We start from the raw sequence: 15,152 nt of genomic DNA on the forward strand, positions 1-15,152 counted from the left end.
CCCCGGAAGCACCTTCTCAACCCATCGAGGAATTCGCGGTCATCCAACGGCAGGCACTCGAGGAGTCCTGCTACGACCGTGACACCTCCCTTCTCCAGTCCCTGAAGACACCCCTGGGCGCGCGGGACTGCACCTTCGATGAACAGTGTCCCCAGGGGGCCTTCTGCAACGAAAGCACACGCAAGTGTGACTGGACGTGCCTGGAAGACGGCCCCGCGGGGACCGCCTGTGGAAGCGGCAAGGTGTGCGACTGCTCGGGTCATTGCGTGACCGAAGGCACCAGCAGCCCGCTGGTCCTGTCCGGCACGCTGCCCCGCGTCGACGTCGCGCCGACGGCCGTGTCCTTCACCACCCCGGCCACGGGCCAGCCCTTCGTCGCACGTCGGCTGGTGGTGGGGCTTGCGGCGTTGAATCCGACGGAAGCGGCCCGGGTGGCCAGCACACCGGTGCGCCTGGTGGCGGGACCGGACATGGAGGTGGCTTGCAACGTGGGTGACGCACCCGCGACCACCTTCTCCAGCGAATGTCTGGTGAACACCTGGACGTTCAGCTCCTTCGGGACCGGCCAGCGCGCCACGGTCCGCATGGACGTGCGCCCCCGACAGACCAGCAGCGCGCGCCATTGGTACGTCATCCTGGAGGCGCAGGGCGCCACCCCCCAGCGCACCCGCGTGGACATCGAACGTGCGGATGCGGCCCCAGGCGTGGGCGGCGTGCGTCCTTTTTTCGGCAGCGTGACGCTGACCCTGGACCCGTCAGCCGATGCGGGAACGGAACCGCTCGTGCTGCCCGTGCGCGCCTTCGCCAATGGCGCCTACCTGATGCTGGTCGACGAGTCGCGCACGCTCTCGCCGTCGGGCAAGGTTCGCTTGTCCACCTCCCAGTCACACCATGGCGAGGAGTGGCTGCCCGCTGCCAATGGCACCAACACGGCGGATGCCGTGACAGCAGGCGTGGAGGGCACTTATGACGGCACCGGCTCCAGCAGCAACACGCTGGTGGGCGCCTTCACAGTGCGGCTGCCCCGTCCCATCAGCAGCACCTGGGGCGTCAAGGCGGAGTACCGCCTGTCGCGCCTGCGCGTGGACACCGATGCGGGCGTGGACGACCTCCCCCTGACCGCGTGTCCCGCGTCCCTCTGCACGACGGGCTTCGTCTGTGAGCCCGACCTGGGCGTATGCATCCCCGGCGTGCGCACCTGGAGTGGCGCTCCTGTCGCTACCGATGGCGGCCCGCTCAACACCGTGATCAGCGAGGAGCGCGCGAGCTGGGACTCCGAAGCCCAGACCCGGCTCACCGACTTCATGACTGCCTCCTCGGCGAACGGGATGCCTCTGTCCTCGTCGCAACTCGCCAGAGGCATCCTCTGCAACCAGGCCACCACGAATGCCCCACTGGAAGTGAACGGATTCCCAAGCTTCGCCACCGCGGACGCCGGCCTGCCCTTCGTGCTGGCGCGCTCGGGCGACCTGCGCTGCCAGAACGGCGGCATGCCGTACGTGTCCGAACTGGCGAATTCGTGGGACCGCTATCCGGACACCAACGGTTTGAAGAATCTGGATCGCCTCAGCGATCTGGAGATGCTGACCGAGTGTCTGGAAGACTTGAAGCGGCCTGCGGTGAACGGCCCGGCGCTGGGCACCCCGGAATGGTTCGCCCAGCGTTACGGCGCCCGCTATGACATCAAGTCGCAGCGGGCCACCGTGTCCACGGCAAGCCGCACCACGCCCGGACGCTGCTTCAACCTGGCGCGCTTCTATGGGGCCCTGAACCTCAGCGCACGAGACGGCAACAGCCGCGACCAGCGGTTGGCCGGACGCCTGTTCCAGCAGTGGATCTCCACCCATGGCTATGTAGCCCAGCAGCTCGTGCAGCAACGGGAGCTGTCGGACTTCCTCAATGAGCCGACACCGTCCGAATGGGACACTGCGTCCAGCATCCTGAATCGGTTCGAGAATGGCTGGGACCTGCTGCTCGATGCGACCTACGCCAACCTGCTGCCCGGCAACGATGCGGCGCGTACCTGCAGCCTGCTCAACCCCGACTACCGCCTGCCTCCCGCGCCCCTGGCTTCATGGGCCTACGTCAACAATCAGTCCCTCCAGGACCGAGGCACGGGTGCGCGCTGGCAACGAGCCCGCTCCACCTTCTTCTTCCATCAACCGGATCTCGCGGCCCGCTGCACCAGCACCACCACCCCGGTGGCCCTCGCTTCCGCGTCGTACCTGCTGGACGAAATGCCCACGGGGCCCCGCTCCCTCCAGGTGACGTGCATCAAGAAGCCTGGCGCAGTGGAAGTCACCGCCCAGGCGGCCCGGCGTGCCACCCCCAGTGGCACCCGATTCTTCACCTGGACACTCTCCATCCCCAATGGCACCAATACCGTGGCATTCGCAGTCCTGGACCACGGCTCCACGATGAGCCTGTTCTCTCCGGCCAAGACGTATTTGGTGCCTGCGCTAAGCACCCTCGCCTACGAGCACGCCGTGCTGCGGCCGCCGTACACGCAGACCGTGTCCGGTCCTGCTGGCAGCCGGCTGGCCGTCTGGGACTTCGTCGCCGACACAGGTCACCTCTCCGAGGCAGTGGACCGACGCACGCTCTATGACTCGCCTTCGTCGGACCTCACTCCCATGCCCGGCTCCCAACCCCACCATGATCAGCCGGTGGGCCTGCCCGCGACCATCCTGGAAGGGCTGACGGCGCACCTGCGGCTGCTCAACTCGGAGCTGGAGGAGGTGGAGCGCACCACACTTGCCACCTGCGGCCCCGTGTCACCGGGAACGCCTCGCGACCAGGCCCTCACGCGCTTTGGCCGCACGATGCGCTATGAGGTGCTGCTGGAGACGCTGGCCCGCTCCGCCTACACGCGTGAAAAGTCCATGTGCGCCACCGTGCTGGGGCTGGCGGAGCTGCCCTGGGACAAGCGTTGGCGGGACGCAAAGGCAGAGCTGGAGGCCGTGCGGCGCCAGTCCTACGAGAAGATGCGCGCCATCAGCGACTGCCACCCCTACGGCATGCCCGAAGACGAAGTGCCCCTGGCTTTCGGGGCCACCCTCACCGGCGCCATCGAGCGCTACTTCGGAAGCTCCTCGTACCTGCACGTCAACGCCATGTCCGCCGTCAACACCGCTGTCAACGACAAGGTGGCTGCGGAGACTTCCTGGGTGTCACTGCGCAATGGGGAGGTGCAGGAGGCCTTCCAGGACACCGCGAAACAGCAGCGTCTCCTGGAGCTGAAGCGGCAATACGGCACGCCCATCCTCCAGATGTGCGGATTGACGAACGTCAACGCGGCGGACGTGATGGACCTCTTCGACCCTTTGAAGACGGCCAACCCGCTGCGCCCCTCGGCCTGCTTCCTCAAGCCGGAGTGCCAGACGCCTCCTGCGCAGGTGTACGCTGCGGTACGGACCGAGCACGCTCGCTTCACGCTGTGCACCTGGAAGCACCTGGTGCCCGCCACCTCCGTCTACACGGACACGGCGATGCGCACGCTGGTGGAACACTACACCGCCGTCACCGTGACGCCTGGTTCGGGCAACGTCGTGTGGGGCACCACGACGCTCCCGGTGTCCGCACTGTACGGTCAGCCGCTGCCCACGAATGAGATCGCCTCCGGTGAATTCGCTGCGGCGCAGGCCGCCTGCGTCCAGGAACTGGGGACCACCGGCAGTCAGCTTCCGACGCCCTCCAGCCTGGGCGTGAAGTTGGAGAACACCTGCTACCGCGGGGACATGGGCACCGCGATGCTGACCCTCGTCGGGGCGAACCAGAGTCTCCAGGTGGCACAAGCACAGTGGGCGGACGCCCAGGAGCGGCTGCGTATCTCCGAGGACCGCTGCCTCCTGCTTGAAACGGACGTGCAGAAGCAGGTGGCGCTCAACGCCAGCTACGAAGCGGAGATGAGCGGACTGCTGCGGGAGAAGGTTCGCGTCGACAGGAAGGTGAACAACATCAGCGACGTCAACAACAAGGGCGAGGCGATCATCGGAGCCTTCGCATCGGGCACTGCCGCAGGCATTGCATGGGGTGCCGTGAAGCTCTTGGGCGGCGTGTCGGAGAACCGCTTCAAGGACGAGTCCATCATCCTGAATGCGCGCATCCAGCAGCTCGATCTCCAGCACCGCACCCAGCTTGAAGACCTGTCCCTGCAAACGGCAGTGCGCCAGTGCTACGCGGAGGCCCGCATGTACATGGTGGGCATCAGCACTGCGGCGATGCAGATCGACCGGGTGGACACGGACGTGGACACCGCCCTGCTCCAGCTGGAGAACATGGAGGGCCGGGTGCGCCAGCTCCTGCTGGAGGGTACGCAGGTGGTGGCACAGGAGGAGGCACGCCAAGTGCCCCTCTTCTCGCACGACTTCTGGCTGCACGAGCGGCTGACCCGGGCCCGGGAGTCCTTCGCCACCGCCAAGCGGCTGTCCTACCTGTTCACCCGCGCGCTGGAATACGAGAAGCAGCAGAGCCTTCCGGCCATCACCTCCGTGCTGGCCGCGAAGGGGCCGCTCCAGTTGCAGAGCGCGCTGAACGCCAATGCCTACACGGCCCTGGACAAGACGGTCCATGGCCGGGACGTGGAGGGGCAGTCCTTCGTCGTGCAGCTGCGCGGCAACGTGCTGAAGCTGGAGGACGTCGTCGCGGCCACGCCTGGCGAGCGCACCCTGACCAAGCAGGAGCGTTTCACACGCCGGCTACTGTCTCCGGAGAGCGCCGTGTACGACGACAACGGTCGCTACCTGGGCCAGGGCGTGCGCTTCTACTTGAAGGACAGCCTGGGGCCCAACTCCATCCGCTGCGGGGAGAAGGTCTGGACGGTCCATGCCCACCTCTCCGGCGATGACCGACTGGTCACGTGGCTGGGAAGTCATGGGTTGGCGCCGCTGGTGCTGCGCAAGCGCAACACCTTCAGCAGCCACAACTGCGATCCAGACAACAAGGGCTTCCAGACGCGCGCGCTGCGCCCCTCGCTGCGCAGCGGCGGATACACCGGCACCGCGAAGCCGGGTGAAGAGACCACCTTCACCCTGGCCAGCGTGGGCGCCGAGACCGGCCAGAACGTGCTGGCGTTCCAGCAGAACCCGTCGGGGGCTCCGTCCACCGAGTGGAAGGGCCGGGGCCTCTATGGGGAATACGAAATCATCTTCCCCTGGGTGGACCTGATGACGTCCGGCGGTGTGTCCACGGGCTTCCCGCTGGACGGCATCACCGATGTCTACCTGCGCTTCGAGCAGGTCTCCGCCGCCACCAGTCACATCTACGAGTAGTGCGTCATCGCCCCGCAGCCGGTAACGGCCGCGGGGCGCTTCGCTCCTTCCAAGGGCCCTGGCGACTCAACGCCGGGGCCCGGCTTCCCCTGGCGCGTCCTGGATGATCTGGATGCCCGGAAGCCTGACCAGCCGCAGTGCATCTCTTGCGATGAACAAGTGGGGATCCGTGTCGCTTCAGACAAGATGGATGGCGGTAGTGATTGCGCTCATGGGGTCGCACGCATGGGCTGCGGGCGATCCTGCCCCAGGCTCCGTGAGTGCGCAGACCGTGAAGCTGCCGGATGGACCGGGCAGCGTGCGCGGGCTGTCGGATGGCGCCCGTGTGGACGTCTTCAGTGGGCAGGTGGGGTACAGCGTGCCGCTGGACCTGCCGGCAGGCATCGCGGGCTTCGGCCCGAAGCTGTCGCTGACCTACTCAGGTGACCTGGGCAACGGTCCGCTCGGCGTCGGTTGGGCGATGCCGCAGGTGGTGCTCCGCCGCGCGACACGGTTGGGTGTGCCAGCCTACACGAGCGCGGATGAACTGGAGCTCGCCGGAGTAGGGGGCGGCGGGCGGCTGGTGGCATTGCCAGACGGAACCTGGCGGGTGGAAGGGCAGGGCCACACGGTCAAGGTCGCCCGTGACGGCACGGGCTACGTGGTCACCGAGAACGGCGGCGTGCGCTACCGGATGGGCGTCACCGCAGCGGGCCGGCAAGCCGAGGGCTCTCGCGTCGCGGCCTGGCACGTCGAGGAGGTGCTGCACCCGAACGGGCAGACCACGGCCTTCAGCTACCTCCAGCATAATGGCCAGCAGTACCTGTCGGACGTCACCTGGGGACCTGACGCGGCCTTCCGCGCCGAGTTCGTCTACGGGACCCGTCCCGACACGACGGTGAGCTATCGCACTGGCTTCAAGGTGGAATCCGCTCAGCGGCTGACCGAAGTACGCGTGCATTCTTTTGGAGAGCTGCTGCGCGCCTATGTGCTTGGCTATGACAACACCTTCGCGCTCAGCCGGCTCAAGACCGTAACGCAGCTGGGGCGCGGGCGCATGGGAGCCATGCCCACGCTGACCCTGGACTACGCGCCTGTCCAGGCTGCGAGCACCGTGCAGATGGAGCCAGCCTCGGGCTGGTATCTGGCCACCGCGGGCACCAGCCTGATGGACGTGGATGGTGACGGCATGACGGACCTGGTGCGACTGACCGGTTCCGGCCATCAGTGGCGCAGGGGTACGGGCACGGGCTTTGGTTCACCCCGTGTATTGAGCGGAGCCACGGGAGCGGTGCTGGCCACCTCGCGCTTCCTTGATGTGGACGGTGATGCCCGGCCGGAGCTGGTGCGCAACTTCTCCGAGGCATGGCAGATCAACCGCCTGCAGGGTGAGTCCTTCGGCAGTAGCGCCACGAAGTGGGCAGGCACCGATGGGATGCCGCTCTACAGCGACATCACCTCCTTCGCGGACATCAATGGCGATGGACGGGTGGACGTGGTGCGGGCGGGGAGCGACTCACTGTCGGTGCGTTGGAACCGGAACACTGGCCTGAGCGCTCCCGCACAGAAGCCAGCCATCGACGGCGTGGTGCTGATGCCGGGCCCGAACACGCGCTTCCACGAGGTGAACGGCGATGGGCTGGCGGATGTGGTCCAGCTCAGCAGCAACTGGTTCAAGGGCTACCTGGGCAAGGGGGACGGAACCTTCGTCGCGGGAACACTCCAGAGCTATCCGTGGGGTGACAACACCAACCCAGCCAACGTGCGGCTCGCGGATCTGAACCGCGACGGGCTCATGGACCTGGTGCATGTGCTCAACGGCTATGTGCACTGGTACCGGGGCAAAGCGGGCGGCGGCGTGGAAGCGACGGCCACACGGCTGGTGCCTCCGGGGGTGGACGGCACGTCCACGGTCGTAACGCTGGCGGACCTGAACGGTAACGGCAGCGAGGACGTGGTGTGGAGCGGCCCGGATGGGATGTGGGCGCTCGATCTGGCGGGGCCAACGACCGCGGGCATGCTCGTAGGAATCAACAACGGACTGGGCAAGACGGTGGCCCTTCAATACCAGTCCAGCGCGGCGTTGACTGTCGCGGCGGAAGGTACGGCTCAAGCCTGGACGCGCCGGTTCCCGACGTCCATCCCAGTGCCAGTGCGCATGACGGTGAACCCTGGAGCGGGTGGACCTTCGCGCGTAGAGGAGTACACGGTGCGCGACGGCTTCTGGGACTCTACCGAGCGCCGATTCGGTGGCTTTCTTGTCGGCGGCGTGAGGACACTCGGTACCACTGCGCTTGAAACGCTGTACGAGGAGACGCGGTACCACGAGGGCGGCGGCAATGATCGTTCGCTGCGGGGCCTGGCGCTGGAGGTACGGCGAGAGGATGGCCTGCACACGCTCTTCTCAGTTGCGACGTCCGTCTACGAGGCGAGACCCATCAATGGTTTGCCAAACGTGCCTCTGCTTCGCAGGCCGGCTCTGATCGAGACACGAACAAGACACCATGAGGGAGTGAGCACGCCGCTGGAGACGCTGACAACGTACATGTACGACGAACGCGTGCGGCCCATCGAAGAGAAGTCTTTCGGTCGACTTGACCTCACTGGCGACGAGCGGACCGTGCAGCGCAGCTATGCCAGTGACGACACCCTGATGGTGCAAGACGCGCTATGCGAAGAGACACTGCGGGAGGCGGATGGATCGCTCGTCTCGCGAACGCGCACTTTCTACGGCGACGCGAACCAGGTGTTCACCTGGACAGATCCCAATCTTTGCCGCGCAGGCCGGCTGGTGCGAGAAACGCACGGGTTTCTCGATGGCGTCAACCCGCGCTGGGTGCTGCAATCCGCTACGGAAACCGACGTCTGGGACAACCCTACGCGCATCTACGCCCAGGGGGTCTGGCGCACGCTGACGTATGACGCCCACCATCTCCACGTGCTCACTGAGACGCAGCGTCCAAACGCTACCCAGGCGCTGACCTGGACGCTCGCCTGGGACGACGTGCTGGGACAGGCACGCACTCTCACTACACCGGATGGAGTGGCGACAGAGGTGTCGTATGACTCGCTTGGACGTCCCGTCGCCGTCGCCGTCGGTGGAGAGGAGCCTCATCTGCGCTACGTCTATGATTGGACCCATGCGCGCCCACAGACATCCACCTATATTTTCGACGGTCCTGTCAGTGAACTGACGGGAAGCTGGGCTGCGGGCTGGATGGACGGTGGAAAGTGGCGTCAGTCCGTCACCGTCTCCAATGGCGCAGGGGAGACGCTGTTCTTGGCCAATCGCCTGGGACCGACACGGTGGAGCGTGGAAAGATGGCAGGAGCGGGACGCACGGGGCCTCGTCGTCTACGCCGCGGATGCCTACTATTGGGATGGCGCCACGCTGCCATCAGCCCGGCCAGCAGCCATTGCCGGCCAGACGATGAACTACGACGCCTTGGGCAGGCTCATCGCTCAGCAATTGCCCACCGGCACCCTGCGGTCCTTCAGCCACAATGCGTTCCACTCCACTCAGTCTGAGCAGGACCTGGCCTCCCTCATTACGTCCTGGGATGGCCTCGGACGTACCCGGCGCACCGAACGTCTGGTGGGCACGACCCTTGAATCTGTGGACGCAGCATACGACGCCGCAGATCGCATCCGCGCCCTGCACCTCCAGGATGGAGCCGTGACGCATGGATTCACCTACGACTCGTTGGGCCGACTGGTGTCCGCTCAGGATCCGGACATCGGGCCGCGCACGTTGAGCTACGACGACCACAACCGGCTGACGGGTCAGACCAACGGCGCGAACCAGACGCGCCTGCACATTCATGACGACATCGGCCGTCTCATCCGCACCGAAGGTGAAGACGGGACTGCCTTCATCTATCATTACGACACCAACGAGGACGGTACCGCCTCTGGCTATGTCGCGGGCCGCACCGCCTGGGTAGAGGAACCGGCGGGCAAGGTGCACCTCGCCTATGATGCATGGGGACGCACCATCTGGCAGCACCGAACCATCGACGGACGTGAGTCTCATGAGCGCACGACGTTCAGCCCCTCGGGGCTGCTGCTGACATCCGAGGTCGATGGCGCAGTCATCTCCATGGACCATGATGCCGCGGGCCGGCCCATCGCCGTGGGCAATCTCTGGCAGGCACTGCAACTGGACGCATCGGGGCGCGTGCTCGAGGAGCGCTACGGCAACGGCGTGCGACAAGTCTATGCGCGCGACGCACTGGGAATGCCTTCTCGCATCCAGACCCTTCGTTCGCTGGGCACGCCGCTGTACGATGTGACGCTCACCCGCAACGCCTACGGTGCCCCCAAGACCATCACCGACTCGGATGGCTCAGGGTTGAATCACTCCGCCACGTTCACCTACGACGCGGCGGCGCGGTTGTCGGACGTGGTACTGGGTGCGGTGCCCCTGCCTGGTGGCATGCTGGGACAAGGAACCGAGTCCTACCGCTACGGCTATCAGTACGACGGTTTGCAGAACATGGTGCAGCGTGAGGCGATAGGCCCCCAGGGGATAAACGTCCTCGCGGGCACCTACCATCATGCGGAGCGAGGCTTCGGGCCGCGCCAACTCACGCGTGTTGCTTCAGTGTCCGGCGACACGCTGCTGGACTATGACCCTGCCGGCCGTCAAGTGCGCCAGGGCGGCCGACAGATGACCTACAACGGCCTGGATCAACTCATCCGAGTGAGCATACCGGGCAGTGGAGCAACACCAGCGGTAGTGGAACACGCGTATGGCCATGACGGGCTACGTGTCAAGACACGGGGACCGCTGGGCGACACACAGTATTGGTTTTCATCCCAGCTCACCGAACGTCCGGAGGGGATGCGTGAGCGCTATGTCCGGTTGGGCGACCGGGTGCTGGCCCGCTTGACATTGACCACGGCGAACGGGGGGACACTCGCAGCTGCGGGTGGTAACCCGACAGTGGACCGGGCCGTAGGCAATGGTCTGCAGGTCCTGATTCTCGGTGTACTAGGGCTGGTCCTTGCTTCAGTGGTCACACTGCGGGCTTCCCTGTACTCACGCTTCATGCGCGGGGTTTCGGGCCTTCTGACCGTGGCCCTCCTGGGGTCCGCATGTGGGCCGGGCATTCAGGCCCCGGGCGTCAACGTCCAGCGACAAGCACATTGGCTGACAGCGGGAACACTCTACTTCCATGGTGGCGTGGCAGCCGGACCTGTCCTTACCACTCGCGAGGATGGCAGCGTCCACGAGGAGCGGCGCTACGAGCCCTTCGGTGCTCCTGTCGATGCGTACCGGGAGTTCGTGGGTGGCGGTAGCGCGATGGGTCTCGTGGACCACGAGGACGAACCGCTCAACATCCTTAACCGACCGACAGATGCGCATACCGGCTGGAGTGACCACGGCGCGCGTTGGACAGCACCGGAGACGGGCCGGTGGCTGACACCGGACCCACCGGTCAAAACGCCGGACCCGCGGTTCCTCACCTCACCATGGGGGCTGCACCCGTACCAGTATGTGCGGCAGAACCCAGTCCTCTTCTGGGACCCCGACGGGCGCCAGGAGTTGCCCTTCGCCGGACCCGGGCCTCGCATCATGCCGCCCATGATTCCGCCGGGCGGCGGATCGCCCTTCGTGGACCCAGCTCCCTATCGACCGGTGTTCGAAATGCCGGGCCAGCAGACGCCGCTACGGCTGCCGCCTGCCATCGAGACGCCACCCATGCCCATCCGGGCTCCTCCACCGGGCTTCTGGGGTGAAGTGGGTGGCAGACTGCTGCGCGGCATCCGGTTCGTCACCACGCCAGCCAGTGTCTTCGTTACCGTCGCCCTGTATCCATCAGAGCTCGGCAACGGGTCTTTGCCTGCTCATGCGCAGCCCCAAGTCGTGAACTCCCTTCCCGGTGGGATGCAGGCCTCATCCGTGCCCTTGCCGGGAAGTGGGCCTACCATCGTCAGCCCATCCAAGGGACCCTTGAGGAGCGTTCCTTTCTCCCGTCATGTCCAGGTGATCAAGACGGGGGATAAGGCAGTGCAAATTCGCATCTATGATGAAAACGGAGATGCAGTGGGCGATGTGGATTTCAAGAACCACTCCGGGGCAGGCTCCGGTCACGGACACATGTACCCGCCCCAAGCTCCGGGATCTGGTCACGGATCCGCACATGAGCACATCCCGCATGACAAGCTGCCAGCAGGTTGGAGCGACCTGCCCAACGGGGTGACCCCTGTCAACCCAATTGGAAAATAACGATGACACCATTGCGTCCCGAGGATGGAGACCTGCTCGTGCGATACGGGCACCTCTACGATGATGTGATTCACTCCCTCCACGTTGACTTCGTTGACCAGACGCAACCTACGGGAGGAGCCGAAGTAGTCATCTATGGCCGCGAAGCAGGAAATGGCCCAAAGTGGATTTACCTGCGGCTGCGTTTCCACAAGGTGAAAGCGTTCCAGTTCACCGATGGAAATATCAGCTACCAGGTACTTTCCGACGGAGCCCGCATTAGCTGGAAGGACGGCTGCGTCACCTTGAATCTAGATCCAGGAGCCAACGGCATCGACGATCCAGATCCAGATCATGTCTCAAGTTTCTTCATCACCGCTGAAGGCTGCGACTGGGAGGAAGAACCCGCTCCAGACTGAGAGCTGAACATCGCGACCTGCCCCCTGTGGATTCCGCGGTTCCACTCTCACACACCGCAATCCCTCGCGCCTCGCGCCGTCCGGTCTCTCCACGGGGAGACCGGACGGAACGAATTCTCCATGCGCTCGCAGGTCCGAAGACTGGCCCTCTACGTGCTCAACGCCCGCACGCGCTCCGCGAGGCTCTGCGTGAACAGCCGGAAGATGCGCAGGGCCGCGGCCTCGTGCGTCTCCAGGAAGTACTGGAAGTCCGTCCGTGTCACCCGCAGGGCCCGCACCACCGTGTGCGCGCGCACGTGCGCGGACACCGGCCCGTCGAGGATGAGCGAAATCTCTCCCAGGAACGCGCCCGGCCCCAGCATGTTGAGCTGGCGCGCGTCCGGCCCGGGGCCCGTGGACACGCTCACCATGCCCTCCAGCAACACCACCAGCCCGCCGCCCTTCGCGCCCTTCTCCAACACCGTCGTCCCCGCCGGCACCAGCACCGGCCTCGCCAGACGATACAGGTCGCGCATGTCCTCCAATGACAGACCATCGAAGATGGGAATGGCTTTCAGATAGCCATAGCCATCCACCACCGGCGGGGCCTTCTCCGCCGCGATGGCCCCCTCCGGCGGCGACGCGAGCCCCATCTGCCGCAACAGCCGCGCCTGCTCCGCCTGGAGCAACACCAGCCCCGCGCCCGTCGCGTGCTTGATGCCGTCCGCCAGCAACACCAACGCGCGCCACGTCGCGCCCTCCGCGTCCAGCAGCGCGCTCATCCGCAGCACCGCCTCCGGACGCTGCGGGTCGTCCGCGGGCACCGCGCGCAGCATCTCCAGCTCCGCGTGCGAATTGCCCAGCGCCCGGAACACCTCCGCCGCCTCCAGCGGCCGGTTCATGCGGCCCAAGAGCTGCGCCAGCGACTCGCGCGCGTCCAGCGCCTGGTACAGCACCAACGCCTGCTCCAGCGAACCCGCCCGCTCGAAGGCCGCCGCCGCGCGGGCCTGCTCGCCCACGCGCAGCCACGCTTCCGCGGCCAGCAGCGGCGCTCCCGCCTGCTCGTACATGGGCGCCGCCGCCCCGTCGTCGCCGTCCGACTCCAGCAACTGCGCCGCACCGGCGAAGTCCCGCGCCTGACGCAGCACCTCCACCAACGCCGCGCGCGTCGCCGCGGGCACCACCAGCGCTTCTTCCAGCACGCGGTCCCGGTGCCCGGCCGCCATCGCCTCGTAGGCGCGCACCGCGTCCTCCACCGCGCCCCGCATCACCCGCGCCCACACAGCCCGCGTGACGCTGGAACCGGGTCCCTCGCCCACGTCGCTCAGGTTCGAATCCACTGGAGTCACGGCCTTGTCATTCCCCCCGGACGCCCTGGCGGAAAAAGGGAGGTCACGCCTGTGTCCGGACCCCCATCTGCGTAGCATTCTGAAACAGGGAAAGCCAGTCATCACAGGCAATGAGGGCAGGCTTTGAGCACCGCTGGGAAAGGCCCCGGGCCGGCGCGCCCGACCCCAGGGGTGGGGCAGGAGAAGGGCCGGAGTGCCCCGCCGCGCTACCCGGTCGGTCGCCTGGTTTCCGTCCAGGATGCCCGGACCGCTATGCACGGGCGGTCCGGGCGTTATCGTGGCGGGACATGAAGCCCCACTCCCGGAGCATCGCGATGCAGCAGCCTCGAATCACGGGAGCATGGAGGGCGCTGGGCGCGGCCGTCTTCCTGAGCCTGGTGCCGGGCGCGGCCCACGCACACGCGGGCCTACCGGAGACGTCCAACGTCACCCTGCGGCGCGGACACCCCGAGGACTTCTTCGTGGGGGCCACCTTCGGCGCGGTCATCTCCCGCGACCGCGGCCAGACGTGGCGCTGGGTCTGCCCGGACGCCATGGGGTACGGCGGCTGGCGCCCGGAGTCCTTCGTCTGGCGCGAGTCCGGGGAGCTGCTCGCGGCCACCGGCAACGCGCTGCTGCGCTCCAAGGACGGCGCGTGTTCGTGGTCCGCGCACCCCGCGTTCAAGGACACCTGGGTGACGGGGCTCGCGTCCCACCCCACCGACGACGCGGTGCTGTACGTGGCCACGGGCCGCTCCACGGCGGCGAAGAACGGGCTGTTCCGCTCGGACGACGGCGGGGAGACGTGGCGGCCCCTGGCGCTGCAACGCGAGGGGGTCCTCTTCTCGTCGGTGCGCGTGTCCACCGCCTCCCCGAGCACGCTCTACGTGTCCGCGTCCGACACCACCCGCATGTACCTGTTCCGCAGCGACGACTCGGGCGGGACGTGGGAGGAGCTGCCCCAGGCGTTCCCGGACCTGCTGCGCCCGTTCGACTTCGTGGTGACGGCGACGGACCCCGTGAACTCCCAGGCCGTCTGGGCGCGCGTGTCCGCGCAGGGCGCCACGCACATCCTCCACAGCACGGACGGCGGCCGCACCTTCACCGCGCGGTCGGGCGGCGGCATCAACGACGTGTTCGTCAACATGGACGTCTCCGCCGACGGTGGCACCGCGTGGGTGTCCACCTACAACTCCTTCTTCCGCAGCCAGGAGGGCGGGGCCTTCTCCCAGCTCCCCCTGCCCACCGGCAACGCGTGCGTGACGCGCGTGGGCGGCGTGCTCTACGGCTGCGGCTCGCCCTGGCTGCATGACTGGTCCCTGGCGCGCAGCCAGGACGAGGGCACCACCTGGGAGCCCCTCTTCAGCCTGGAGAACATCCAGGGCAGCCACCAGTGTCCCGCGGGCACGCCCGTGCGCGACCTGTGTCCTTCCCGCTGGCCCCAGCTCGCGGAGACGATTGGCGCGCCGCTCTACCCGGACGGCATTCCGGATGCCGGCGTTCCAGATGCGGGCGTGCCGGATGCGGGTGTGCCGGATGCCGGCGTGACGCCGCCCCCGGAGGACGGCGGGCCGAAGCCGCCTCCCAGCAACTCGGGCTGCGCCGCCGCGCCCGCGAGTACGCTGCTGCCCTTGCTCTTCCTGCTTCCCCTGTGGCGCCGTGGCCGGCGGCGCGAGGCCTCACGACCATGAAGACCCCCTCGCTCTTGTGGAGCACCGCCGCCGTGGCGCTGCTCGGCCTGACAGCCTGCTCCGATGACGAGGTCCCCCCGTCCGAGTGCGGCGAGCCGCTGTATGCCGGCGGCGCCACGGACGAGGCGTGGCGCGCGCTGGTGGATGCGCGCAACCAGGCCCCGGACAGCTCGCGCGCGGTGACGCTCGTGTCGCCTGAATCCGGCCACACGTACCTCGCGGATGAACCCGCGCCCCTGTGGCAGTGGACCTCGCCCCTGCGCGCGTCGCTGCAG

General features: G+C 67.0%; 5 protein-coding genes and 1 pseudogene. 5 read left to right on the forward strand and 1 reads right to left on the reverse strand.

Annotation, left to right across the window (positions count from 1 at the left end; translation table 11 throughout):
• Nucleotides 1–266 precede the first annotated feature (266 nt).
• The 3 genes from D7X12_RS08110 (at nucleotide 267) to D7X12_RS42305 (ending at nucleotide 11,879) form a co-directional block, all read left to right on the forward strand.
• Nucleotides 267–5,270 carry a hypothetical protein gene (locus D7X12_RS08110; protein WP_120624688.1) on the forward strand — a complete coding sequence of 1,668 codons (5,004 nt, stop codon included), beginning with the start codon at nucleotides 267–269 and terminating at the stop codon, nucleotides 5,268–5,270.
• Between the two features lie 271 nt (nucleotides 5,271–5,541).
• Nucleotides 5,542–11,481 (forward strand): FG-GAP-like repeat-containing protein, encoded by a 5,940-nt coding sequence (locus D7X12_RS08115; RefSeq protein WP_158620001.1) that lies wholly within the window; start codon nucleotides 5,542–5,544, stop codon nucleotides 11,479–11,481.
• Nucleotides 11,482–11,483: 2 nt separating this feature from the next.
• Nucleotides 11,484–11,879: a hypothetical protein gene (locus D7X12_RS42305; RefSeq protein WP_147443576.1), complete on the forward strand. Its 396-nt coding sequence runs from the start codon at nucleotides 11,484–11,486 to the stop codon at nucleotides 11,877–11,879.
• 149 nt (nucleotides 11,880–12,028) lie between these two features.
• Here D7X12_RS42305 and D7X12_RS08120 read toward each other — a convergent pair whose 3' ends face one another.
• Complete coding sequence (locus D7X12_RS08120) at nucleotides 12,029–13,198, reverse strand: cyclic nucleotide-binding domain-containing protein (RefSeq protein WP_439329355.1); 1,170 nt, start codon at nucleotides 13,196–13,198, stop codon at nucleotides 12,029–12,031.
• A 296-nt stretch (nucleotides 13,199–13,494) separates the two neighbouring features.
• Between D7X12_RS08120 and D7X12_RS08125 the strand changes: the two genes are divergently transcribed.
• Nucleotides 13,495–14,877, forward strand: coding sequence for a WD40/YVTN/BNR-like repeat-containing protein (locus D7X12_RS08125; protein ID WP_244224430.1), 1,383 nt, complete (start codon nucleotides 13,495–13,497; stop codon nucleotides 14,875–14,877).
• A pseudogene (locus D7X12_RS08130) lies at nucleotides 14,874–15,152 on the forward strand (hypothetical protein); the annotation flags it as partial. The gene D7X12_RS08125 and the pseudogene D7X12_RS08130, both read left to right, overlap by 4 nt.

Source organism: Corallococcus sicarius, from assembly GCF_003611735.1.
Lineage (GTDB): Bacteria > Myxococcota > Myxococcia > Myxococcales > Myxococcaceae > Corallococcus > Corallococcus sicarius.

Bases quoted from the DNA above. Each gene is read 5' to 3' on its own strand.
- D7X12_RS42305 (WP_147443576.1), top strand. From the start codon at position 11,484: ATGACACCATTGCGTCCCGAGGATGGAGACCTGCTCGTGCGATACGGG.
- D7X12_RS08125 (WP_244224430.1), top strand. From the start codon at position 13,495: ATGAAGCCCCACTCCCGGAGCATCGCGATGCAGCAGCCTCGAATCACG.